The following is a 22,760-nucleotide window of genomic DNA, read 5'->3' on the forward strand; positions in this document are numbered from 1 at the left end:
TAAAAAAGAAAAGGCTAGCCTTTATTAATTTTGTCGGTATACTGCACATCAGCTCTTACGGAAAGAGCTATTAATGTAATTAAAGATCAAAGTTTCTCTCAGTTCCACATCGAATTCCTCGTTTACGTTCCTGCGACAAAATAGTTATCTCTAAAATCATATAGTAGCACTTGATATTAGCTAAAAATTCAATATTTAAAACAATCAAATATAGAGGTATCTATGTCTAATAAATTAACTGGTTCAGTAAAATGGTTCAACGAAACTAAAGGTTTTGGTTTTATTTCTCAAGACAATGGCGGTGATGACGTATTCGTTCACTTCCGTTCTATTGTTTCTGAAGGCTTCAAAACTCTTACTGAAGGCCAAAAAGTATCGTTCGTTGTTGAACAAGGTAACAAAGGTTTACAAGCAGCTGAAGTAACTGCACTGTAATTCTTTGTGTGGCATCAATGTTGTTGGTGCCACAATCCCCTTCCACTTATTACTGTCCTTACTATTCTCTATCTAAGTTTATATACCCAAATCACTTACCTCTCCCACACCATCATTAATCACTTTCAATAAAGTCACTTTGGTATACATCTTTAGGTAACCACACAGTCTACCTTGCAATTCCAGTTTGGAACTAAATTAATCTCATTCATATCTGAATCACTTCGCCTCATGCTTTGCTCATAAAAATAAAGTTTATAAAATAAAAGCGATTGGCGAATATAAGAGAAAAAATGAAATTAAATATATCTGCTCAATAAATAAATTCTAATAATTACGAGCACATTATCCCTAGCTAAGAGATTGAGTTTGCACTGAAATGCCATTACATGAAGCCATTTATCGGACAACACTTCATAGGGACAGCGTCTGGATTCACACACTTCGGAGCATTTGTTGAGTTAGAGGAAAACCGAATCGAAGGTCTCATTCCTTTATCAACTTTCCAAAATGGTGAGTTCGAATTTGATGCAGTCAAACAAAAAATTTCCAGCCAGAGCGCCACGTTTACTTTAGGGACCAAAGTGCACGTGTTGGTTAAAGACACCGATTCGAAACAAAGAAAGATCATGTTCAACTTAAAAAATGCGGAACACGCGGTAGGTTAGCCTGTTTTAGGTTACTTTCTAATCCATTAATCAAAAATAAAAAATAAGCTTTTAATACCGCAATTAACTTGTGACATTTCGCTGACATCGACTCATTCTAAAACCCTAATATCTGACATAGGAAACGAATCTAATTTTTGTTTCCAGACACCATCGCAGAGTGTATTTCCAGCACTCTGTTTGCCTCGAGAGGTTCTTATGACAGCCTAGGATCTCTCGAGGCTTTTTTGCACCTATTCAAACCACCTGATTCTACATCACAACTATTATCCCCTACACAAACTGTACTTTTTAACTAGCGCACTAGATCGCGAACTCTGATTTAAGCAACTGATCACACAACCACTTCTAAATTTTGGGTATAAAAGTATCAATACTTTCGTTAACTAGGATGTAAATAATGAAAAACTCGTTTGATCTCACTATGCCCAACGGAGAAGGATACTTTGGTGAATACGGTGGTAGCTTTGTTCCACCTGAGCTTGAACAAATCATGCATAACATCAACGCAGCTTATGAGGAATGCAGCAAAGATCCTGAATTTAAAGCGGAACTCGCTCGCCTGTATAAGCACTTTGTTGGACGACCTAGCCCAATCTTCCATGCGGAAAACTTGTCTAAAAAATACGGAGCAGACATCTACCTAAAGCGCGAAGACTTAAACCATACAGGCGCACATAAAATTAACCACTGCTTAGGAGAAGCCATTCTCGCTAAAAAGATGGGTAAGAAGAAACTGATTGCTGAAACTGGCGCAGGACAACACGGTGTTGCGCTTGCTACAGCCGCGGCATTGGTTGGCTTGAAATGCGACATTTACATGGGTGAAGTTGATATCGCCAAAGAACATCCGAATGTCGTCCGCATGAGAATCCTTGGTGCTAATGTCATTCCTGCCACTCATGGGCGCAAAACCCTCAAAGAAGCGGTAGATTCTGCATTCGAAGCTTATCTGAAAGATCCTGATACACAACTTTATGCGATAGGCTCTGTCGTTGGCCCTCACCCATTCCCTAAAATGGTACGAGATTTCCAATCAATTATCGGTAACGAAGCACGAGTTCAATTCAAAGAAATGACCGGCAAGTTACCCAATAATCTCGTCGCATGCGTTGGAGGTGGTTCTAACGCGATGGGGCTGTTTACTGCTTTCTTAGAGGATGAACAAGTCGCCATTCACGGCGTTGAACCTGCGGGCCGCTCTTTGCAAAAGGTTGGCGAGCATGCTGCAACACTCACACTCGGTGAGCCAGGTATCATGCACGGATTTAAGTCTTACATGCTTAAAGATGCACAAGGTGAACCTCAGGAAGTGTACTCTGTAGCAAGTGGCTTGGATTACCCATCGGTTGGACCTCAGCATAGTTACTTAAAAGACATTGGCCGTGTCAATTACGGCTCAATCAGTGATGACGAAGCGATTGATGCCTTCTTTGAGCTGTCTCGTGAAGAGGGAATAATCCCTGCTATTGAATCCTCACACGCTGTCGCTTACGCAATTAAACTCGCGCAGCAAGGAGAAACCGGCTCGATTTTGATCAACTTATCAGGCCGTGGTGACAAAGACATTGATTTTGTCGTTGAACACTACGGCGCAAAATACGGCATTGAATCACTCATATAGCCTAACTCCGTAGCCTAACCCTACATGCAAAAAGCTACCTGGTACTAGGTAGCTTTTTGTTTTTGTCTACTATTTTAAGAAGCAAGTCCCTTTACTCACTGTTCTCACTATACCTTTAGAGCATAATTCGATTAACCGATAAGAGCTGGAATGCCTGGAAGCTGACCAACAATAGCAAGGGAGCCTGCACAAACGATAAACGCAGTGCCAGGAATCAGATATTTATCTTTGCGCGATAGTTCGTTAGCACGCTCATGGTCGCCGATAAGCCCGAGGTTATCCAACAGCATCGTGATTGCCCAACCGAAGACTGGATTAACGAATGCACAGGCAAAAATACAGATACCTGCACTGAGTGAATCTTTATGCTTATGGATCATCTGCATACCCGCTTCTAAAAGTGGTAAGAATACACCGACAATCAAAGCAACACGCAGAACAGGCTCCCACATTGCTAGATCCATTGGGTAGCCAATTACCGCCGCCGCAATACACATGAAACCCGTTAACAGTGCGCCACCTGGAATAGGACGTTTGGCAATTGCGGCTGGAATCATGTACGTACCCCAAGAAGAAGCTAAATTACCGCCACCTAATAGTGAACCAACCCCCTGACGAACAGACGCTCCGACCATCGTGTCGTCGACATCCATGAGTACGCCTTTCGCTTCTTTTGGGTAGTTAAGTTCTTGAAACACACGATGGCCGAGATAATCAGGGGACCACATAGCGACTGCCAATAGAGCAAATGGAGTCACGGCAATAAAGTGCTCTAGGGTTGGCCAGCCTAACTGCCAGCCTGTATCTTCACCCCACCAGTAGAATGGACTGAAATTAGGCAGGCCCGGCTCTGTGGTAAAAGCAAACTCAGCGCCCATCAAATAAGCAACAATACCCGCGAGTGCAGAGCACAGTGGGATAGCTAGCCAACGTTTATTGATCTTGGCTAAGTAAGCGTAAACCATAACGGTTAGGCCTATGACCACAAACGAAATGTAACCTTGGTCCGTACTTGCAGCCCACGCTTCCGTCTTATTAATTTGCCCGAGCAACCCAACAGCACCAAGGTAGATCAACAACCCTCCTCGAACCCCGATACCAGTCAGAGTCATGAGTTTAGAGCCACCTTTGGTTAAAGCGAGAATTAAACCAAAAACACATACCATCAAACCTAGCGCGAGAGGGTGTCCTCCTGCTGCTGCGATCATAGGAATCAGCGGTATCATTGGGCCATGGGTTCCCGCTAAGTTTGCATTCGGGTTTAGGATGGCAGAAAACAGAATGACGAACAGGGCTCCAGCGATAAGTAATTCGTAACGCACGTTTTCTGCAATGAATTCCGGAGATAAACCAAACTGAGCAGCAAAAGCGGAAACCATGGCAGTGACCATCACCACCTTACCAATAGTTGCTGCTAATGCAGGTACCCAGTCTTCGATTTCAATACTGTAATCACGTGAGGGCAAATGAATTCCCCAGCGACGGAAGCTCATGACGGTTAAATCATGATTTAGAAAGTCTTCTCGGCTTTCAAATTCATGCGGTTTTTTGCGCACATCCCTGTAAAAAGTCTTACTTTTGTCAGACATTGAGTCATCCTTTTATGTTTCAACGTTGAACTACGTCAACTAGAGTTTCGCTTGGTAGACAGACCTTCGACCAATACGAGACAACACCCACATCAAACTTCTAGGCCATACTAAGAAAGCGGCATGAACCAATTTTGATTTTGAGCTTATTAAGCATGTGTTGCTATGGGTAGGAATATTAGACATTAGTAAAAGAACAACAAAAATCTCACTTATTACACAATAATTTAACATTAAACTAAGACGCTTGAACTTTTATGAGTCATTTTTGAGCAGAGAGCTAAGTAGAACGGCCAATTCCGATTTATACTTTCGAGGTAGAGAGCACTGCGCTCGCATCCATCGCAAAGTAACTATAGATATCTCTGCATTGTATACTTTGTTAAACTCCGCCCTTTAATGAGTAAGGCCCTTAAAAATGATGACTGACGAAGAGAGAATCGAGCTGCAACAGAACAATCCACTGCACGGGTTAAAGCTAGAGACTATGTTGCAAGAGTTAGTAGATTTTTACGGCTGGGACATTCTAGATACAGCAATGCGTTTTAATTGCTTTAACACTAAGCCTTCGATTGCAAGTAGCGTGAAGTATTTAAAGAAAACCGAATGGGCGAGAGAAAAATTAGAAAACTTTTACCTTTATCGCTTTAAGCGTATGCCACGCGCGAGCGAAGAAGAATACAACTTACCACCAAGAGCTCGTACCTTCCCTCATGACCTTGAACCTAAAGAGCCAATGCCGCTAACCGTTGACTCTATTCTTAAGTCACAAGCTAAAGCAGCGTCTGCATTTAAAAAGCGTTCACCTCGCGGACGCCCTGCTCGTCGCCAATAACACTATCTTGAAAAGCAATAGAGCCCTACTGGTAGCTCCAGCAGGGCTCTATTGTTCTTTAAAGGAATGGCTAGAAGCGAAGACTCAAGCTAGTGAGCATTCCCTTTCTCCAGCAACTCCCGTAAGTAAACTCACATGTAGTTTACGTTTTCTATTGATTACGCTTTTTCTTCTTTTTACCCGTACCTGCTGGCTTCGCTCGCGGCTTCATTGGTAAAAAGTAGGCTTCACTCTGATCGTCTTCCACTTCAAAACCGACTACCTGCTCGCGTTCAAGTTGGAACTTATTTTTCTTTTCTATCACTTTGAAATGGTGGTAGTCGTCGTAATCGATAAGAGATAACCCTAAACCTACTTCACCAGCACGACCACTACGACCGATTCGATGCATATAATCAGCAGGGCTACGCGGAAGATCGAAGTTAATCACCACTGGAAGTTTTTCAATATCAAGGCCGCGTGCTGCGATATCGGTGGCAATAAGAACTTGAATCTCGCCAGACTTAAAACCGTCAAGGACACGAGTACGAGCGCCCTGCCCTTTATCACCATGGAAAACTTCAGCGGTAATACCGCGTTTTGACAGCTTTTGAGCTAAATGGTTACAGGCATTCTTAGCATTCACAAAAATCAAAGTCTGTCGCCACTGATGCTGTTTGATTAAGTGCGCGAGTACCGCCGTCTTCTCACCTTTATTTACACTAAACACGCGCTGCACCAAAGTGCTGGCTTCTGCGCTCTGCAACTGAACTTCAACAGGGTCGCGGAGCAACTGCTGAGCCAGCGTCGTGACTTTATCAGGGAAAGTAGCAGAAAATAACAGCGTCTGTTTCTTCTCTGGTAGTAACGCAAGAATCTTATTCAGTTCTTCGGTAAATCCGAGGCTCAACATTCGGTCGGCTTCGTCAAGAACAAGCGTTTTTACTTGGTCCAACTTAATCGCGTTACTGGATACCAGATCAAGTAATCGACCCGGCGTTGCAACAATGATGTCACAGCCACCACGAAGCGCCAGCATTTGTGGGTTCACCGATACACCACCAAATACGGCAACCGTTTTGATCTTATCTCTGAGATGGTATGAGTAAGATTTGACGTTATATGCCACCTGTGATGCCAACTCACGAGTTGGTACTAAAATCAGGTGGGAAACGAAGTTGCCACGGCGATTGTTTGATTCGTCTTGCTGAACAATTTTTTGCAAGATTGGCAGCGAAAAAGCAGCGGTTTTACCAGACCCCGTATTGGCACCACCAATAATATCTTTCCCTTCAAGGATATCAGGAATAGCACGGGATTGAATGGGCGTCGGTTGGCTGTATTCCAACGCTTCTAGTCGCTCGACTAATGTTGGAATCAGGCCAAGATCGGCAAATGTCGCTTGCTGTGTTTTATCTGTCATTACGATGAGTGGCTCAGTGCTAGTAAAGGCCGTGTATCTTATGCTATTTCGCGTCTGGATGTTAGAAATAATGGCCCAAACAGAAGATTGGTGAAAGAAGCACTATAGGGTTCAGGAATTTCCTTTCACTAAAAATGAGTTAATGGTTTCGGTAACCAATACTCTACGACCAAGATGGTAGCGTTCGCGACGAATCTGTTATCCACTTCGAAATTGATTTCAGCTCATTTGGGGTAGAAAGAAGTTAGAAGCACTTGCTTATGTTGGGTGAGTAAATGTATGTAAAGCCTCAGTACATAAAAACGAACCTAATTTAGGTAAGCTCTGGCAACTATATGCCACGACTCGAAAAGTAACGCGTGGGTGTATCGCCATAGACCCGACGAAACATCGCAATAAAGTTACTGGGTGTCGAATAACCCAAAGCATGTGCAACCGCTCCTACAGATTCCCCTCGAGCTATCATTTCTAATGAATGTATTAGCAGTACTTGTTGCCGCCATTCACTAAAACTCATGTTTAACTCACTTCGAATCAATCCCAGCACTCTCTTGGACAAAACCTTCTTAGTTCTATCACTTAAATTAGAGAAATACGGATAACTTTTGGTATCAGAAAGTCGCTTCTTTATATATCCAGTCCGGCTGGGCAGATCAAAAGCCTTTGATGTTAATTTTTAAAGCAAACATCAAAGGGTAGATAGTAATTCATAGGCCCTTTAAGAGTGTACGAATTATTCGATCGCGAAATATACGTAAGATAAACCATGTTATCGCTATCGTCGCTGATACCACAACCAAACTGTCTACAGCCATCACGATGTAGAATAAGCAGCCGACAATAACACCAATCAGCATCGCTACGTTAAATGGAAAAGCGTTACATTTAACTATACCGGATGAGCCTTCTCTTAGCTCTACCTTTAGTCCTTGCAAGTAAAAGAAGAGTAAAGCGCACCCACCGAAAAGACCCAATATTGCTATAATCATTATAACTCCGAAGGATTGATTAGGCCTCTGAGGATCAGTTCTTTTCTCGCATCTTTCATGCCTTTGGTTTGCATTGCATTAAAACCAATAATCATTATCACAAAAGCGCCAAGCATTCGCCCTGACTCACCTACAAGTCGCTTTCTTAATCCCAATTCTTTCGCTGTCTCTAGCACCTTATTCGAACTAGCGATACTCGTTAGACCTTTGGTCACTGTTGTTTTCATTCCTTCATTAAAAACAGAATATGCGCCAGCGGCTAACACTCCGACTGAAATCGTTGGAACATCAAAGCCAAGGCTACTGAGTAAGTCAGAGATTTTCTTGTTTGAATTATAATAACTTTTTAACTCAGAATCACTTAGTGACCAGCAGAACCAGTATGGATTTGCGACAATTTGGCCTATCATTCCATAGAGTTTAGACTTCAAGCGATTGTTCTTTAAATTCAACACACTACTCGTTACTTTTCTTTGGTCGGGCTTCGATAAATGTCTGTACAACACAATACCAGACAAAAGGCTTAACGATTGATTTTCGCGATGTAAATCATTTCTATATGGTTCTAGACTCATGAGAACAATGAAGAACTTTAACGGCTCTTGATTGTGTTGCCGGTGGGTGTATCTGGAAGATGTGACGCTTAAAGAGTCCATGCCTAAAAGTCCTTTGTTAATTTCAATACACAAACCATTACATAATAATAAGTAGGCGTTTCTTGTGTAAAATGTTATTAGCTTCTAGTGTATTGGCATCTAGCACTATATTAAAAGTGAGACCTAGTAAGCCCTGAGAGCGGTATCCACTTTTAGATTACAAAAGCTGATGCAAATTTATGAAGTTGCGTCGTTGACTGTAACTTGGCGAAAATCATTTTGGGGCACTTTTGCGTTGGAAAGTACTCAACATGAAGGCTCTCGACAAAGATGAATCAACTCGATGCTGCCCAAAAGACGTCTAAGCGAGTTTCAGATTTCAAGTAACTTTTGAGACTTTGAGCACAACTTCGAGCACTTTATGTATATCGGTGTGTTCAATCCTAATAGAGCATTGAATAGTTAGATATTGAGCAATCCATGTGAACTATGAAACTTAAGTTAACCGTTTGATTTGCTCTCTTACGATATCTAAAGCTGATTGCAATTGTAATCGGCTTAATGGACCTGCAAGTGATATCCTCACTGCTGCCGGCACTTCATACCGACCCACAGCAAACATTTCCGCTTCCCTCACTCTGACACCATGTTTCAACAACGACTGGTTAAAGTGATATCCTGTTAATGGCTCAGGCAAAGGTAGCCACACATTGTAACCAGGAACACCAATCTGGATTTCGGGAAATACTGCCTTCCAGATCCGATGACGTGCACTGAGTTCCATCGCTATCTCTTTGTCCACGGCTTGCATAGCTCCGCTAGTTAACCAACGACAAACAAGGTCGATTATCAAAGGGCTAACATACATACAACTGGCTCGTAGCGCACGTTGCAGTAAATCTTTGAACGACAAAGGCAGAATGATGAAACCCAGCCGCAATCCACCTGCAAAGTACTTAGAAAAACTGCCCACGTATAAGGTAATATCTGGAGCGATAGCAACTAAGGGACTCTTTCGATGAGACGGTGGGCAGTAGAGAACATCGTCCTCAATAATCAACACATTGTAACGACGACATATCTCTATGATTTTTAGTCTTCGGCTATCCGTTAACTGAGCTCCGGTCGGGTTCTGTACTCCCGGCGTAAGATAAAGCAGTTTTGGGCGATGCCTCTTACAGTGCAAAGCCAGATCTTCTGGATCTAATCCATGTTCATCGACTTTTACTGGCACTAGCTTTCGTTCGGATTGCTGACATGCATAGATGAACTCTGGATAACACAGCCCTTCAGCAAGAATTGTATCTTTAGGGCGGCTTAGAGATTGAATAATCAACGATATCCCGTGTTGCCCTCCATGAGTCCACACTAGACGCCGTGCATCAATATCGATATTGAATTTGGTCATCAGCCATTGTCGAAGAGTCTCGTTATGACCCCGAATGCCATCAGCGGAGTAGTAATCCAGCACGGCTGCCTGCGCAATTTCCTCGTGTGATAGCTCTTTCAACGCATTCGCAAGAAATTTCGGCTGCGATAATAGCAAAGGTCGGCAACGTGCCAGATCAATGCCTTTTTCTTCCAATACCGGATGATAAAAGTGGTTCAGTTCAGTTTCTCTGTTACGTACATAAGTACCGCTTCCTACTTTTGGTTCCGTTAAGCCCCTCCGCTCTAGCTCCCTATATGCCCTCGTCACCGTTCCAACCGTCACACCTAAGCGATAAGATAAAATACGCTGAGGAGGTAATTTAGTGTCTGGTTCAAGTTCACCACTCTCTATCACCTCTGCAATCGCTTCAGCCAGTGCCATAAACTTAGGTCCGGAACGACCCGATATATCAGGGACTAACATTGTCTCTCTCCGAAGGGGTACAATTAACTCTTGTATTCAGGATAAATAAGGCCTGACGAAAATGAAATCAAAGAATTGTCACCATGACGCATTAACTGTAGGTCTCTCTCACTTCATCCCTTTATTCTTGGCTTATCAGCACTAATTTGAGAAGAAAAGAAATGACAACATTATGGGACCTAACTCCAGCGATGAGTTTATTTGCGTTTGTCACCGCCATAACACCCGGCCCAAATAACTTATTGCTCGCCAACTCAGGGGCACAATTTGGTATAAGGAAATCATGGCGACACCTAATTGGTATCCGTATTGGCGTAATAGGGTTAATTCTGCTTTGTGCATGTGGTGTCGGTGTTGCCCTACAAACTCATCCAAGTTGGTATCTCGCTATAAAATACATCGGTCTGGTTTACATGTTCTGGCTGATGATTAAGCTGCTATGTACTAACCCTTTCGCAGGCAAACCCACTAAAAGCAAACCAATCAACGTAACTCAGGCTACGTTGTTTCAACTGGGTAATATGAAGGCTTGGATGGCATCACTTGCTTTGGTCACAAGTTATAGTCTCCCTTCTAACTATTGGTTCTCTGTTACATTGATTACTTTCGTGTTTACGACATTCGGACTGTTTGCAAATATTACTTGGGTCTGGGTTGGTAAAAAAATTCGTATTTATCTCAATACCGTATTAAGACAGCGCGTGTTCAACATCAGCCTAGCGACGATAACATTCATATCATTGTTACCAGTTTTGGGGCACTCTGCCTGAATGACAAAGAGCAGAGTTTTGTATGTATAAAATTGCCAATTATCTAAATTCGCATTTCGAGGCGTAACACACTTTGGGACAAAAAAGAGTCAGCCTAACGGTCTGGCTCTTTTGAATGAAAAAATAGTCTGGTGGGAGAACTTGTAAGGCTGTGGCAGGTTACACTCACTTACTCCTTAGGCAGGTGACCAGTTTCCTTCGCAAGCTTTTGCATCGCCTCGGCAAACGTTGTTGTCCCGCCTTTAGCTTTAAGCTGTATTACCTTATATCCCAACTTTTCCAACGCTTGGCGCTCTGCCAAAACAGCTTTGTCATTGTGTTGGCTACCTTGAGCTGGCTGATGAATGTAACATCCCTCTAGTTTACCATCTTCGACCAATTGGTGGTGTTTCAGTGCATCGATATCAAAATTCATAATAAGTCTTTTCATTAAGAGTGGGAGTTTCTGTGGCTAGTTACATACGCTTCAAAGGCTTCACGACACTATCTAAGCCTTCAATTTTGAGCGCTAAACATAGCTTGAGCAAATCCCCTAGCTCGCCGCTTGGCCAGCCCTTTTTATCAAACCACAGTAAGTATTCTTCAGGCAGGTCGATTAACACTCGCCCTGCATATTTCCCAAATGGCATTTGCATTCTAGCGAGTTTAATGAGGTTTTCTTTTTCTAACATAAGTGACAGAGAGTTAAGGTAACTCGCCCAAGGGTAACACTGGTTCTCCCTCCTCACCAGCAAATCGCAGTCACGTTTATTTTTGGCGGCCTTGACTCGCTTTATGCTAGAGTACGCGGCATAAAAAATGAGAACGAGAAAGCAATGAAGTCACCTTGTCGAGCAGCATGTAAAAATAACGCCGGAATATGCTCTGGTTGTCACCGAACGATGGATGAAATCATCCAATGGAAAGACAAAACCGATCTCCAACGAGATGCGATTATCGAACAAATCGCAGGAGAAGATTCAACGCACAGTTGTGCTGAGTGCGGGACTCAAGCCCATTGTGATATCGCCGCAGGCAAAGAGACATGCTGGTGCTTTACTATTGAAACCCGTGATTTACCCAAGCCAAGCGCCAACCAGCTGTGTTTGTGCCGAAAATGTCTAGAAAAAAAGCCAGTCGCGTAATACGACTGGCTTACTGATCATCGTTTTCTTACTGGTGTTTATTTAGCGGTTAAAGCGGACGCTTCAAACTTAATGCCTTCCCACCCTGTCACCATAAAATTACGAATATTCTGGTGATCGCTGTTCTCTGGATGCTGCAATACATCTTCACGATAAAAACGGCCAAAGCAGGCTAGCGTCGCTTCTTTGTCTAGGTTGTTTAGCAAACCGAAAGCGAAGATCTTACACGAACCGTTGTTCTCGCCTGCATTGTTTTGTGTCTCACCATTTACAAAAGCGGTTGGCTCAAACGTATAGTTATCTTCGATCACCGCCATCGTTGCTTCAAATTCGACCTGCTCTGGTGACGCTGCCAATAAATCTAAAAACGATTTTAATTCCATTATTCCTCTATCCCTACTTCATCATATTGATGACACATTAGTTTCATAAAAAGCCAATATAAGAGTCATCAATCATACATATATTCAGAGCCTTACCAAATCACACGTCATTCAGCGCTCTATCATTCCAATTGCGGAAATGGACAGCAGCATAAAACCCATGCTGATTGACAACCTATCGGATTGATAAGGAGATATCATGATCACCCCTTTAAAGGCAATCGGTGTACTCGCATTGTCATCACTTGCCATCGCGTGTTCATCACAACCCGAAGATACCGTGGCTTCATTCGCTACACAATGCAAACCTACCACTGCACCCGTTACTGGGGAAACGTCAATTCAAGGTTTAACGTTTATCGGAACATCCGTTGCTGATGCTCCATTCGACACATCGGCAGCTGAAATCGTGAGTTATGACGCCTGTACAGATAAGCTCTATGTGGTGAATGCTCAAGCAAAACGTATCGATGTACTTTCTATGGATGACAACGGCGTACCAACGCAAAGCGCATTCATTGATCTCAACAGCGCTGGCGAAGCAGCGGGCATTGAAATTGGCGCAGCAAACAGTGTCGCTGTATTCAATGGTTTGGTAGCAGTTGCGATTGAAAACAGTAATAAACAAGCGAATGGTATTGTTGGCTTGTACCGCTCCGACGATTTGTCATTAGTCACGACTTTCCCAACAGGCGCATTGCCAGACATGGTTGGCTTCTCAAAAGATGGCCGATACATCGCAACCGCTAATGAAGGAGAACCAAACAGCGATTACAGCATTGACCCTGAAGGTAGTATCACTTTGATCGATCTGAGCCTTGGTGTTACTCAAGCAGAAGTGACACAAATTGGCTTTAACGAATTTGATGGTTCACGAAAAGCAGAGCTCCCAATGAATGTGCGTATTTCGGGGCCAAACGCCACCATCGCACAAGATCTAGAGCCTGAATACCTCACTTTTGCAGATAACGGCAAAATCTATGTCGCGCTACAAGAAAATAACGCCATGGCAATCGTCAATCCAGAGAGCAAATCGGTAGAAAAAATTGTTGGCTTAGGTGAGAAGTCTTGGTCGGGCGCTAAACTCGATGCATCCAACAAAGACAAAATCATTGGGAACTTGAAAAGCTACCCACAACTGGTTGGCTTATTTATGCCTGACACTATCGACAGCTACTCAGTGAATGGGAGTACTTACATCGTATCTGCAAATGAAGGCGACGGGCGTGAGTACGGATTCAAAACCACTCAAGAACTGTGCGACAAAGCTGGCTTTATGTGGGATGAAGACGATTACCTTGGTACAGATGAATACACATCTGAGCAAGGGAGCTGTTTAAGCCATATTGATGAAGTGCGCGGTAAGAAGCTGAAAGTAGCAGCAGAACACCCATTGGCAGAGGCACTAAAAGACAACAAACAACTCGCGCGTTTAAAAGTGATTAAGCCGGAACAAACGCTTTCTGCACAAGAGAATGTTCAAGCATTTGGCGCGCGTTCATTCTCGATTTGGGATAAAAACGGCAAGTTGGTCTTCGATAGTGGTGACGATTTCGCGACCATCGCGCTGCTGAATGAAGGTAAAAACTTCAACAGCACCAACGATAACAATAATAGTGGCGATGACCGAAGTGATGATAAAGGTATTGAGCCAGAGGCGATTGAAGTAGCACAAATTAACGGTCGTCATTACGCGTTTATCGGCTTGGAGCGTCAAGGCGGTATCATGATTTATGACATCACAGACCCGAAACAAGCGCAGTTTATGCATTACGTAAACCGCCGTGATTACAATCAGCCAGTATGTACAGAAGTCGAAGATGGCGAATGCATGAACGACACATACAATCCAAAAGCAGGCGATTTAGGTCCAGAGTCCATTAATTACTTTACCCGTAACGGTGGTCATTTTATCGTCGTTGGCAATGAGGTATCGGGCACGACATCCGTCTTCCGAATCAATCTATAAAGTAATGTAAAAGTCATTTAGAACCAAAACGCCCGACATAAGCCGGGCGTTTTTTGTATGAGGTAATGTCCTACTCTGCCGATGCTAGCGCGTCACACTTTGATGCGCAGATAAAATCGTTTTTATGCAGACCTTTGATAGAGTGACTCCACCACGTTACGGTAACCTTACCCCATTCCAACAAAATAGAGGGATGGTGGAACTCATCTTCTGCCAGTTCCGCGATTTTGTTACTGAAAGCCCATGCTTGTTTGAAGTTCTTAAATTTATACACCTTTTCTAGTTGAGGTATATCTTCTCTTTCAATGATCTGCCAATCAGACAATTGCAGAAGCAGAGACTGTTGTTCTTCTTTGCTTAGTGCAATGGCATCGATACTACAAGCTTCGCATTTTTGTTCATTCAACATGAGCAGGTTCCTTTGGTTCAAAAAGTGGAGGAAGCAGTCCAGCTTCAATCGCTAGATCGGCTTGTTTCAATAAATTTAACTGACTGATTGTAAAAAGCTGAGAAAAGTCATCAATCACGTAGTACTTCGGTTGCATGATGTCGATACGATAAGGCGTTCTCAGCACTGTTTGTAATTCAAATGGGTCGCGAATTGCTACATCACTCTCTAATGCGTAGAGGGTTTCGCCAGGAGATGAAAGAATACCACCACCGTAAATTTTGGTTTTGTCCCCTTCTTTCACCAAGCCAAACTCTACGGTAAACCAGTAGAGGCGAGCGAGATAGGCTCTTTGTTTTGGGGTAGCGGCTTGCCCTAGTTGACCATAATGCTCGGTAAATGCAGCAAAGTCTGGGTTGGTTAACATCGCGCAATGACCAAATATTTCGTGGAAGAAATCTGGCTCCTGTAAGTAATCGAACTCATCTCTTGTACGCAAGAATGTGGCGACTGGAAAGCGCTTATTACCGAGTAGATTAAAAAATCGGTCGAAATCAATAAGCGCGGGAACGGGCTCCACTTGCCAACCTGTTGTCTCCATCAAGACACGATTAATTTCTGGTAACTGAGGAACGCGGTCTTGAGGTAAATCAAGCAGCGTCAAACCGTGTAAATAAGCCTCACAAGCTCTGTTTTGGATCACACCCATTTGTCGTGTTACCAAATCTCGCCAAATGGCGTCTTCTTCACGGCTCCATTCAACCCTGCCTTCCTGGTTTACGGGTTTAGAACGATACTGGGTCATGGCTCATCTCCATTAACAAATCCTTTACATTAAGCCTATCTGTAGTCTTAAGAGCTTCCAATCCCTACGCGACTTTCTCAGCATCATCCCGATGTAACATATTGTTTACAATGCATCGTAACTGCATGATTTTTATGACACGATATAATATCTGGCTTGTTTGACTTTATCGTGTATTCCTCTCAAACTAAAACCTGTTATCACTTTGTTATAGAGGGACCTATGCGCGAGAGCAGCAAAGTATGGCAACCGAGCGAAAGTCGTATCGAAGAAGCCAACATTACACAGTTTATTGAACACATTAATCGACAAGGAAATACCCTTGAAAGCTTCGCTGATCTGCATCAATGGTCACTCGATCATGTAGAAAAATTTTGGCAGGAAGTTTGGCTATTCTGCGACGTCATTGGCACTCCGGGAGAGACCATAAAAGAGCGAGCAGAAAGTCGCTGGCAGCAACCCGTCGAAAATAGGGATATAAAATGGTTCCCAAACGCGCAAATTAACTACGCCGAAAATTTGCTAACCTACGCGTGTCACCAACCCGATGATCTCGCGATTTGGTTTGAAAATGAACGTGAAGAAAAACAGACCTACACATGGAAACAATTGTGCGAAGAAGTTTCGAGTGTGCAGCAATGGTTGAAAGAATGTGGAATTAAGCAAGGTGATGTCGTCGCTGGTTATTTACCTCACCTACCTCAAACGGTGATAGCTATGCTAGCAACCACCAGTTTAGGGGCGACCTGGACTTCCACCTCACCTGATTTTGGCGTCGAAAGCGTTTTGGAGCGCTTTGGTCAAGTGAAACCCAAAATCCTGTTTACTTGTGATGGCTATACATTCAATGGCAAAACTTTCGATATGTCTGAGAAAAACCAGCATATTGCGGATCATCTTGATGGTCTTAAACAAGTTTGCCAAATTAGCTACCTTAAACCACACATTTTTGAATGCGATGTCTGCACCCAAGATTGGCAAAATGTCCTGAATCAATACACCCCCGAAGCGTTGACTTTTACTCGTGTGAATTTTAACGATCCGCTATTTGTGCTTTATTCTTCAGGCACAACAGGCAAACCGAAATGCATCGTTCATTCCGTCGGCGGAACGGTGCTTAATCACTTGAAAGAGCATCAACTGCATTGCGATATCCAACCGAACGACCGAGTGTTTTATTACACGACCTGCGGTTGGATGATGTGGAACTGGCACGTTTCTTCACTCGCGAGCGGTGCATGTTTGGTGATTTTTGATGGTAGCCCTGTTTACCCCACTCATGATGTGCTCTGGGACCTCGCAGAACGAGCCGAAGTGACGCTGTTTGGAACCTCAGCAAAATACCTAGAGGCGCTGGAAAAAGCATCTTTTTCTCCGCAGAATAGTGATGCATTTCCAAGTCTGAAAACCATTTGCTCAACGGGCTCTGTTCTGTATCCAGAACAGTTTGATTATGTCTATCAGCACATTAAAGAAGATGTACACCTCGCCTCGATTTCTGGCGGAACAGACATTTGTGGCTGCTTTGTTCTGGGCAACCCTATTTCTCCCGTTTATCGGGGAGAGTGCCAATCAGCAGGGTTAGGGGTTGATGTCCGAGTCTTTAACCCACAAGGTAATAGCGTAATGGGAGAGCGCGGTGAGTTGGTTTGTGCCAATCCATTACCCAACTTCCCTACTGGCTTTTGGAACGACACCGGTGAGAGATATCATCGCGCTTATTGGGATAAATTCGACAATATTTGGCACCACGGCGATGATGTTGAACAGACCAGCGTTGGGGGATACGTGTTTTATGGTCGAAGTGATACCACGTTGAATCCCGGTGGCGTAAGAATCGGCACGGCCGAAATCTATCAGCAAGTGAACTGTATAGACGGTATTCTAGATTCGATCGCAGTAGGAAAAGAAGTCGATCGCAACGAACAAATATGGCTGTTTGTCCAATTAGTCAAAGGGGTAGAGCTCAATGACGAGATGATCGCTTCCATCAAAGCACAGCTAAAGTCTGCATGTTCTCCAAGGCATGTACCTAGTGCGATTTACGCAATAAGCGATATACCTAAGACACGCTCAGGAAAGCTGGTCGAGTTAGCCGTTAAGCAAGTTGTTAACAACCGAAACGTCGAAAATTTAGGCGCAATAGCCAACCCTGAAGTGCTGGAGGAGATACGCAGGATAATCGTCTAAAAATTACCTCCGAAGACTTAGTTGTTCGAGTATGTCCTTGCCTGCACCATGACGACTTGTTTAGAGCAAGTGAAGTTACACATACCCTCAGCAGATAAGAAAAAAGCGAGCTTGTTAGCTCGCTTTTGTCAATTTTTGTTCTTTATTCAGCGGTATTAGCGACGACCAAGCCCCATTAATACCGACATTGTTTTACCATCAGATGTAATGTCAAAAACGTGTCGCGATTCAACTTCAGTAAAACCCGCTTCTTTCAGTGCACGCTCAGACTTCGCAAGGGTAAAACCGTCTTGTTCACATTCTGCAATCCAATCAAAATGAACAAAATAGCCGCCGTGGTTAAGTAGAGAATGCGAGATCGTTAATGACGCGTCTAAGTCTTCCACGAACGCTAAAACTGATGATGCAACCACCAAGTCGAACTGTCCACGAAACGCAGGGTGCTGAGCAACCAAGCCGCGAGATAGTGCATCTACCACAGGTTCTACGTTGACGAGCTCTTTTTTATCGAGTTCCTCAATCATGGCTTCCGATGCGTCTAATGCTACGATGTCTTTAACCATCGGTGACAATCGTTGACTTAACTGCCCTGTTCCGCATCCAAAATCTAGTACTTTAATGCCATCAAGCTGAGTTAGCTGTTGTAACTGCTCAAACACCGACTGCGCAAATTGCTCTGTTGCTGGATTTGATTCCCAGTTTTTTGCTAAGCCGTCCCAATCTTGTGCCATCGTGGCCTCCATGTTCACTTTTTGTAACCCACATAGATTACCGCAAAACCGTTAAAAGACCATAGACTTATCTGGCGGATTCGCGTTTTTTTCGATAATCTTTCATGGCTTTGGGAGCGCATCTGCATAATACCCAAATTATTTGAATTCATTTATTGGTTGTGTCAAATCATGAACTTAACTCAAGTAGAAGCCTTCTGCACCATCGCTGAGTGTGGTTCTGTTTCTGAAGCGGCAAGGCAACTCGACTGCAATCGCACCAAACTCAGTATGTCGATTAAGGCATTAGAGAAAGATCTCGACGTTGAATTGTTTAACCGAACTGGCAACCAGCTCACCCTCTCTGAAGCTGGGAAAGCCATTTACAAAGATTGCGAACACCTACTTATCATCGCACAACGGGTCAGAAAGACCTGCGCTCAAATCTCGGAAGGGTTTAACGCGGAAGTTTGGGTAGCACGTGACGACTCCTTACCTGATGATCTCTGGCAAGAATTATCTCATACATTGAATAACCGCTTTCCTTCAACAACCTTCAACTTAATCTTGGCATCCAGTGGCGACTTAGCCAACTTGGTCAGTACCCACCAAGTAGATTTTGCTTTCGGCGTTGATTATGAGCGAGTAGACGATCCTCGTATCGTATACAACCCGTTAGGCAAGATACGTATGATGTCAGTATGCAGTGTAGAACACCGCCTAAGTAAGATGCGCCGTGTCTCAGACGAAGATCTACGTAGTCAAATGCAAGCACTAATGGTGTACCTAAATGAGAAAGACAACCCTGAACTGCAACCTTTCTCGACTCGATATATTGGTTTTTCGAGTTTTGACTACATGCTGAACACCATCTTAGAAGAAGACGCTTGGGGCGTGCTTCCTGAACCATTAATCCGCCATTACCTTCGTCAGCAGAAGCTCGCCGTTATCAAACACACATACGGATTGACGCAAGAAGACTACTGTATGTTTTCACCTAACGGCCATGCTGAGCATCCTGCAATGACGTGGTTAGCAGATAAATTGAGCGAGTATTTATTTGACTTCTAAACATTTTATCAGTGAGCGTCAATTTTGTTGACACCCAAGAACCACAGTAAGTCTTTGTTTTATAATCACATAAATAAAAACGAAATTTTTTAGATTAGTTACTGGTCACTTTGTGGTTGCCTAAATTACCTTATGAGCGAAGAATAGTAAGGTATTAAAATTCAAAGGCATCTTTTATGTGTGACAGGACAAGCAAAAACGAAAACCGTATTCTAACCATTTCAGCCCTTTTGGCATCTGGGTTTGCTGCTGGTGGTATGGTACTTGGCTTGCTTGTAGGCTCAATTGTCATCGTTTTTGACGGTGTTTACTCTTTGGTCAGCTTACTGTTAACTTTATTGTCACTGGCCGCTTCTTACTATATTAACAAACCTTCAAAATCTGTATTCCCATTTGGAAAAGCGGTCTTAGAACCAATCGTTATTGCGATAAAAGCAGCCGTCATTTTAGTGGTTGTAAGCTTCTCTCTCTACTCTGCGATATCAGCATTGATGTCTGGAGGTCGTGAGGTCGATGCTTCTATTGCGACCTTATTCGGCATCGTGAATGTTATCGGCTGTGGTTACGCTTGGTGGTTTATGGCGAAACGCAGCCGCCGATTCTCATCAGGCTTGATTGAAGCGGAGAAAAAACAGTGGCAAATGGATACTCTGCTAAGTGTGGCGGTGACCGTAGGATTTATCTCGGCTTGGGCTGTTTCACTAACGCCATTCTCTGAGTATGCGGTATATGCCGATCCCATGATGATGGTTTTAATGGGCTTTTACTTCCTCAAAGTACCGTTCGATATGCTAGTAGGTGCCTTACGTGAACTACTAATGATGACGCCAAGCAAAGAGCTGTGTCAGAGCGTTGGCAAAGATGTTCTTGAGATTGAAAAAGTGACTGAGCATCAATTGAAACTGGCTGGCGTAACGAAGGTTGGCCAAGAGCTACGAGTAAATGTGGACGTACATATTGATGACGACACATTGGAGCTTGATACACTAGAGCACACTCGTAAGCAGCTTATCAAGCGACTGTCGAAGCACAGATTCAAGCTTCAACTACACTTGAACGTCGCTTATTAGGGCGCCACCAAAGAGCCGTTAAAACTCAATAAAAAGCTCCCAATCTCGGGAGCTTTTTTAATTTTTTCGATTTAGTTGCTTCGTATTCGAATACAGCTCGCAAGGGAGATCTGTTCGTTGCTCACTTAAATTCTCCGATCTCGTTGGTAACTTACCCAGCCGCTTCGCGCTTCTCTTTGGTGACTAACCAACACATCAGCGAGCCCACCGTTACCATCACAACGCCCTGCCAAAAGCTATGGCTCAGAGTTACGCCAAGAATAATGGAAGAAAATAAAGCGGAAAAAATGGGCGTGAAGTAAGACAAGGTGGCGAGAAAAACCATATTGCCGCCAACGATCGCGATATTCCATAAACCATAACCACCAGCCATTAAAGCCGCAGAAGCCACTAAGTACCCCATCGCTTCCCAACTGAATGTCATTGGTGGCTCATCCGTAAACGCATATTTGACCCAAAGCGAAACAGCTGTTGCAATGAAAAACAGGGTAATCGCATTATGTTTAGATTGCTGCCTTTGGGTTAAGTTGCAATAAAAAGCCCATATAACCGCGCCAGCGAAAGCCATAAAATACACCAGAGGGTTGCTACTAACATTGGACATGATCTGAGTTATGGATAAGCCATTCTCACCGCTCACAGTCCAAGCAACCCCAACAAACGCCAGCGTAACTGCGGGATAAAGCAACCAGTTTGTTTTTTTATTGCTGCCAAGGACCGCAAATAAAACCGTCAGTGCGGGCCAAAGGTAGTTGACAATCGACACCTCAATTGCCTGCGCGCGCGAGTTGGAATATCCCAAAGATAGAGCGAGAAATATTTCATAGCAGACGAACATCGCACCACCAAGCACAAGATACTTGGGAGAAAAGTAAGACAACTTTGGAATACCGACCACGATAAGAAGGAAAACAGAGCTAAGAGAGTACAACATGGCTGCCCCGCCTACAGGACCTAAACTCTCCGTAACCAACCTCGCGATGCCAAGCAGACAACTCCAAGAGAGAATTGCGATACAACCATAAAGTGTGAAACGAAATTGCACTGATTTCATGTGACCTACCACTCACGAATGCCAAAGGAAACGTCAGCTTAACTCAAAAATGATCAGGTTCAACGTACTGTTTTATAAAAATCAGTATAAAAATCATTCTATTAAGCCGTTGGAGTTGATATGAAACATTTTCTGCCCTCTAGTGTTATGCTTACACCCTTTGTTGTGCGCTACTATGATGAAGATGACGACGAGAGTGAAAACGTTAAAACACATTCGGAAACGCATGGTCTAGATAGCGAAGAGCAATCTAAGGAACGTTCAGAGTAAAGGAATCCAAACATGAAAAAAGTCGCAGTCATTTTAAGTGGTTCAGGCGTTTACGACGGTTCTGAGATCCACGAAGCAGTGTTGGCGCTCTACGCCATCGAGAAGGCAGGTGCAACTTGGCACTGCTTTGCACCTAACATTGACCAACTCCACGTCATCAATCACCTAACTGGTGACGAAATGGATGAAACACGTAACGTATTGATCGAATCAGCTCGTATTGCACGCGGAAATATTGACGATGTCGCCAAACTTAACGTCGATGAATACGATGCCCTACTGCTTCCAGGTGGGTTTGGTGCCGCGAAAAACTTAACCGACTTCGCTGTTTCGGGTGCGGAGTGCTCCATTAACACACACGTAGCTCAAGCTTGTCGCGCGTTTGCTAATGCGAAAAAACCAGCTGGCTATCTGTGTATTTCTCCTGTCATTATTCCGATGATTTATGAGCAAGGCGTGAAAGGAACGGTAGGCAACGATGAGGCAGTCTCAATAGCATTTAATCAAATGGGCGGTGAACACACCACGTGCCCTGTCGAAGACATCGTTTTTGATGAAAAACACCTCGTACTTTCAACCCCTGCTTACATGTTGGCAGAGAATATCTCTCAAGCGGCTTCAGGTATCGAAAAGTTAGTATCAAAACTGATTAAAATAGCTTAATTATTAGTAGTTAGCTTATAAAACACTTCCCTATCCCCATTGATAATTAAGTTATTAATGGGGATTTTTTATACTTTAGTCGAATTTAGAGATATATCCGCGTCAGAAGTCAATTTCTGCCAATCGTTTGCGTCCATAGTTTCATATTTGTTCTACTTTATATCAGTGTTGCACTTATACGCAGTGCAACAAGATCACTGTCACAGTTTTTCTCTTGCAAGTACCTCTAAGCGGGTAAACTTGCTTTAGATCAACTTCAATCTGGAAACGAATGTGCGACAGTAAATGGCAAATTAAGAA

The 22,760-nt window shown here is 43.5% G+C and carries 23 protein-coding genes and 1 pseudogene; 12 read left to right on the forward strand and 12 right to left on the reverse strand.

Annotated elements, in window-relative coordinates:
- Positions 1-222 precede the first annotated feature (222 nt).
- The 3 genes and pseudogenes from R7Q46_RS01610 to trpB all read left to right on the forward strand — a co-directional run bounded on the left by R7Q46_RS01610 (position 223) and on the right by trpB (position 2,727).
- Complete coding sequence (locus tag R7Q46_RS01610) at positions 223-435, forward strand: cold-shock protein (protein ID WP_005375644.1); 213 nt, start codon at positions 223-225, stop codon at positions 433-435.
- Between the two features lie 359 nt (positions 436-794).
- A pseudogene (locus R7Q46_RS01615) lies at positions 795-1,103 on the forward strand (S1 RNA-binding domain-containing protein); the annotation flags it as partial.
- Positions 1,104-1,503: 400 nt separating this feature from the next.
- Positions 1,504-2,727, forward strand: coding sequence for a tryptophan synthase subunit beta (gene trpB, locus R7Q46_RS01620; protein WP_239933112.1), 1,224 nt, complete (start codon positions 1,504-1,506; stop codon positions 2,725-2,727).
- A gap of 131 nt (positions 2,728-2,858) precedes the next feature.
- On the opposite strand, the gene R7Q46_RS01625 is transcribed toward trpB, so the two are convergent.
- The gene (locus tag R7Q46_RS01625) at positions 2,859-4,316 is read right to left on the reverse strand and encodes a DUF3360 domain-containing protein (protein WP_053303744.1); all 1,458 of its coding nucleotides are present in this window, start codon (positions 4,314-4,316) and stop codon (positions 2,859-2,861) included.
- Positions 4,317-4,734: 418 nt separating this feature from the next.
- Here R7Q46_RS01625 and R7Q46_RS01630 point away from each other — a divergent pair, with 418 nt between their 5' ends.
- Positions 4,735-5,151, forward strand: a complete 417-nt coding sequence (locus R7Q46_RS01630; RefSeq protein ID WP_213964128.1) for a VF530 family DNA-binding protein — start codon at positions 4,735-4,737, stop codon at positions 5,149-5,151.
- A gap of 151 nt (positions 5,152-5,302) precedes the next feature.
- Here R7Q46_RS01630 and R7Q46_RS01635 read toward each other — a convergent pair whose 3' ends face one another.
- The 4 genes from R7Q46_RS01635 to R7Q46_RS01650 form a co-directional block, all read right to left on the reverse strand.
- Entirely contained in the window at positions 5,303-6,553 is a 1,251-nt protein-coding gene (locus R7Q46_RS01635) for a DEAD/DEAH box helicase (protein ID WP_213873946.1), read from the reverse strand.
- Positions 6,554-6,884: 331 nt separating this feature from the next.
- Complete coding sequence (locus R7Q46_RS01640; protein ID WP_318077244.1) at positions 6,885-7,100, reverse strand: helix-turn-helix domain-containing protein; 216 nt, start codon at positions 7,098-7,100, stop codon at positions 6,885-6,887.
- Between the two features lie 441 nt (positions 7,101-7,541).
- Positions 7,542-8,198, reverse strand: coding sequence for a hypothetical protein (locus R7Q46_RS01645; protein ID WP_318077245.1), 657 nt, complete (start codon positions 8,196-8,198; stop codon positions 7,542-7,544).
- A gap of 436 nt (positions 8,199-8,634) precedes the next feature.
- A complete protein-coding gene (locus R7Q46_RS01650; protein WP_213871189.1) occupies positions 8,635-9,993 on the reverse strand; it encodes a PLP-dependent aminotransferase family protein in 1,359 nt (452 codons plus the stop codon).
- Positions 9,994-10,154: 161 nt separating this feature from the next.
- Between R7Q46_RS01650 and R7Q46_RS01655 the strand changes: the two genes are divergently transcribed.
- Entirely contained in the window at positions 10,155-10,763 is a 609-nt protein-coding gene (locus R7Q46_RS01655; RefSeq protein WP_005389411.1) for a LysE family translocator, read from the forward strand.
- 169 nt (positions 10,764-10,932) lie between these two features.
- Here R7Q46_RS01655 and R7Q46_RS01660 read toward each other — a convergent pair whose 3' ends face one another.
- Positions 10,933-11,178, reverse strand: coding sequence for a hypothetical protein (locus tag R7Q46_RS01660; protein WP_033906842.1), 246 nt, complete (start codon positions 11,176-11,178; stop codon positions 10,933-10,935).
- Positions 11,179-11,218: 40 nt separating this feature from the next.
- Entirely contained in the window at positions 11,219-11,434 is a 216-nt protein-coding gene (locus tag R7Q46_RS01665; RefSeq protein ID WP_005375557.1) for a DUF3820 family protein, read from the reverse strand.
- Between the two features lie 144 nt (positions 11,435-11,578).
- Here R7Q46_RS01665 and R7Q46_RS01670 point away from each other — a divergent pair, with 144 nt between their 5' ends.
- A complete protein-coding gene (locus tag R7Q46_RS01670; RefSeq protein WP_171344114.1) occupies positions 11,579-11,887 on the forward strand; it encodes a cysteine-rich CWC family protein in 309 nt (102 codons plus the stop codon).
- 38 nt (positions 11,888-11,925) lie between these two features.
- Here R7Q46_RS01670 and R7Q46_RS01675 read toward each other — a convergent pair whose 3' ends face one another.
- Entirely contained in the window at positions 11,926-12,270 is a 345-nt protein-coding gene (locus R7Q46_RS01675) for a HopJ type III effector protein (protein WP_005375560.1), read from the reverse strand.
- Positions 12,271-12,469: 199 nt separating this feature from the next.
- Here R7Q46_RS01675 and R7Q46_RS01680 point away from each other — a divergent pair, with 199 nt between their 5' ends.
- Positions 12,470-14,239 carry a choice-of-anchor I family protein gene (locus tag R7Q46_RS01680; RefSeq protein WP_318077246.1) on the forward strand — a complete coding sequence of 590 codons (1,770 nt, stop codon included), beginning with the start codon at positions 12,470-12,472 and terminating at the stop codon, positions 14,237-14,239.
- Positions 14,240-14,309: 70 nt separating this feature from the next.
- On the opposite strand, the gene R7Q46_RS01685 is transcribed toward R7Q46_RS01680, so the two are convergent.
- Together R7Q46_RS01685 and phhA are read right to left on the reverse strand one after the other, a co-directional pair.
- Positions 14,310-14,648 carry a 4a-hydroxytetrahydrobiopterin dehydratase gene (locus R7Q46_RS01685; protein WP_005375563.1) on the reverse strand — a complete coding sequence of 113 codons (339 nt, stop codon included), beginning with the start codon at positions 14,646-14,648 and terminating at the stop codon, positions 14,310-14,312.
- On the reverse strand, positions 14,638-15,432 hold the full coding sequence (gene phhA / locus R7Q46_RS01690; RefSeq protein ID WP_213871191.1) for a phenylalanine 4-monooxygenase: 795 nt from the start codon (positions 15,430-15,432) through the stop codon (positions 14,638-14,640). Before phhA ends, R7Q46_RS01685 begins: the two co-directional genes overlap by 11 nt.
- Before the next feature lie 222 nt (positions 15,433-15,654).
- On the opposite strand from phhA, the gene R7Q46_RS01695 reads away from it, so the two are divergent.
- Entirely contained in the window at positions 15,655-17,622 is a 1,968-nt protein-coding gene (locus tag R7Q46_RS01695; RefSeq protein WP_213871192.1) for an acetoacetate--CoA ligase, read from the forward strand.
- Positions 17,623-17,777: 155 nt separating this feature from the next.
- On the opposite strand, the gene R7Q46_RS01700 is transcribed toward R7Q46_RS01695, so the two are convergent.
- The gene (locus tag R7Q46_RS01700) at positions 17,778-18,353 is read right to left on the reverse strand and encodes a class I SAM-dependent DNA methyltransferase (protein ID WP_054728907.1); all 576 of its coding nucleotides are present in this window, start codon (positions 18,351-18,353) and stop codon (positions 17,778-17,780) included.
- Between the two features lie 171 nt (positions 18,354-18,524).
- Between R7Q46_RS01700 and R7Q46_RS01705 the strand changes: the two genes are divergently transcribed.
- Positions 18,525-19,403, forward strand: coding sequence for a LysR family transcriptional regulator (locus tag R7Q46_RS01705; RefSeq protein ID WP_053307827.1), 879 nt, complete (start codon positions 18,525-18,527; stop codon positions 19,401-19,403).
- Between the two features lie 176 nt (positions 19,404-19,579).
- Entirely contained in the window at positions 19,580-20,473 is an 894-nt protein-coding gene (locus R7Q46_RS01710; RefSeq protein ID WP_005389400.1) for a cation diffusion facilitator family transporter, read from the forward strand.
- A 151-nt stretch (positions 20,474-20,624) separates the two neighbouring features.
- Here the strand turns inward: R7Q46_RS01710 and yddG are convergent, their stop codons facing one another.
- On the reverse strand, positions 20,625-21,527 hold the full coding sequence (yddG, locus tag R7Q46_RS01715; RefSeq protein ID WP_042521459.1) for an aromatic amino acid DMT transporter YddG: 903 nt from the start codon (positions 21,525-21,527) through the stop codon (positions 20,625-20,627).
- Positions 21,528-21,647: 120 nt separating this feature from the next.
- On the opposite strand from yddG, the gene R7Q46_RS01720 reads away from it, so the two are divergent.
- A complete protein-coding gene (locus tag R7Q46_RS01720) occupies positions 21,648-21,797 on the forward strand; it encodes a hypothetical protein (RefSeq protein WP_165439042.1) in 150 nt (49 codons plus the stop codon).
- A gap of 12 nt (positions 21,798-21,809) precedes the next feature.
- Positions 21,810-22,460: an isoprenoid biosynthesis glyoxalase ElbB gene (gene elbB, locus R7Q46_RS01725; RefSeq protein ID WP_017634378.1), complete on the forward strand. Its 651-nt coding sequence runs from the start codon at positions 21,810-21,812 to the stop codon at positions 22,458-22,460.
- Positions 22,461-22,760 lie beyond the last annotated feature (300 nt).

The sequence above is a fragment of the Vibrio sp. 811 genome, from assembly GCF_033339195.1.

What these genes read in the sequence shown, in the direction of transcription:
- R7Q46_RS01610 (WP_005375644.1), top strand. Translation starts at nt 223, where the DNA reads ATGTCTAATAAATTAACTGGTTCAGTAAAATGGTTCAACGAAACTAAA.
- trpB (WP_239933112.1), top strand. Translation starts at nt 1,504, where the DNA reads ATGAAAAACTCGTTTGATCTCACTATGCCCAACGGAGAAGGATACTTT.
- R7Q46_RS01625 (WP_053303744.1), bottom strand. Translation starts at nt 4,316, where the DNA reads ATGTCTGACAAAAGTAAGACTTTTTACAGGGATGTGCGCAAAAAACCG.
- R7Q46_RS01630 (WP_213964128.1), top strand. Translation starts at nt 4,735, where the DNA reads ATGATGACTGACGAAGAGAGAATCGAGCTGCAACAGAACAATCCACTG.
- R7Q46_RS01635 (WP_213873946.1), bottom strand. Translation starts at nt 6,553, where the DNA reads ATGACAGATAAAACACAGCAAGCGACATTTGCCGATCTTGGCCTGATT.
- R7Q46_RS01645 (WP_318077245.1), bottom strand. Translation starts at nt 8,198, where the DNA reads ATGGACTCTTTAAGCGTCACATCTTCCAGATACACCCACCGGCAACAC.
- R7Q46_RS01650 (WP_213871189.1), bottom strand. Translation starts at nt 9,993, where the DNA reads ATGTTAGTCCCTGATATATCGGGTCGTTCCGGACCTAAGTTTATGGCA.
- R7Q46_RS01655 (WP_005389411.1), top strand. Translation starts at nt 10,155, where the DNA reads ATGACAACATTATGGGACCTAACTCCAGCGATGAGTTTATTTGCGTTT.
- R7Q46_RS01660 (WP_033906842.1), bottom strand. Translation starts at nt 11,178, where the DNA reads ATGAATTTTGATATCGATGCACTGAAACACCACCAATTGGTCGAAGAT.
- R7Q46_RS01665 (WP_005375557.1), bottom strand. Translation starts at nt 11,434, where the DNA reads ATGTTAGAAAAAGAAAACCTCATTAAACTCGCTAGAATGCAAATGCCA.
- R7Q46_RS01670 (WP_171344114.1), top strand. Translation starts at nt 11,579, where the DNA reads ATGAAGTCACCTTGTCGAGCAGCATGTAAAAATAACGCCGGAATATGC.
- R7Q46_RS01675 (WP_005375560.1), bottom strand. Translation starts at nt 12,270, where the DNA reads ATGGAATTAAAATCGTTTTTAGATTTATTGGCAGCGTCACCAGAGCAG.
- R7Q46_RS01680 (WP_318077246.1), top strand. Translation starts at nt 12,470, where the DNA reads ATGATCACCCCTTTAAAGGCAATCGGTGTACTCGCATTGTCATCACTT.
- R7Q46_RS01685 (WP_005375563.1), bottom strand. Translation starts at nt 14,648, where the DNA reads ATGTTGAATGAACAAAAATGCGAAGCTTGTAGTATCGATGCCATTGCA.
- phhA (WP_213871191.1), bottom strand. Translation starts at nt 15,432, where the DNA reads ATGACCCAGTATCGTTCTAAACCCGTAAACCAGGAAGGCAGGGTTGAA.
- R7Q46_RS01695 (WP_213871192.1), top strand. Translation starts at nt 15,655, where the DNA reads ATGCGCGAGAGCAGCAAAGTATGGCAACCGAGCGAAAGTCGTATCGAA.
- R7Q46_RS01700 (WP_054728907.1), bottom strand. Translation starts at nt 18,353, where the DNA reads ATGGCACAAGATTGGGACGGCTTAGCAAAAAACTGGGAATCAAATCCA.
- R7Q46_RS01705 (WP_053307827.1), top strand. Translation starts at nt 18,525, where the DNA reads ATGAACTTAACTCAAGTAGAAGCCTTCTGCACCATCGCTGAGTGTGGT.
- R7Q46_RS01710 (WP_005389400.1), top strand. Translation starts at nt 19,580, where the DNA reads ATGTGTGACAGGACAAGCAAAAACGAAAACCGTATTCTAACCATTTCA.
- yddG (WP_042521459.1), bottom strand. Translation starts at nt 21,527, where the DNA reads ATGAAATCAGTGCAATTTCGTTTCACACTTTATGGTTGTATCGCAATT.
- R7Q46_RS01720 (WP_165439042.1), top strand. Translation starts at nt 21,648, where the DNA reads ATGAAACATTTTCTGCCCTCTAGTGTTATGCTTACACCCTTTGTTGTG.
- elbB (WP_017634378.1), top strand. Translation starts at nt 21,810, where the DNA reads ATGAAAAAAGTCGCAGTCATTTTAAGTGGTTCAGGCGTTTACGACGGT.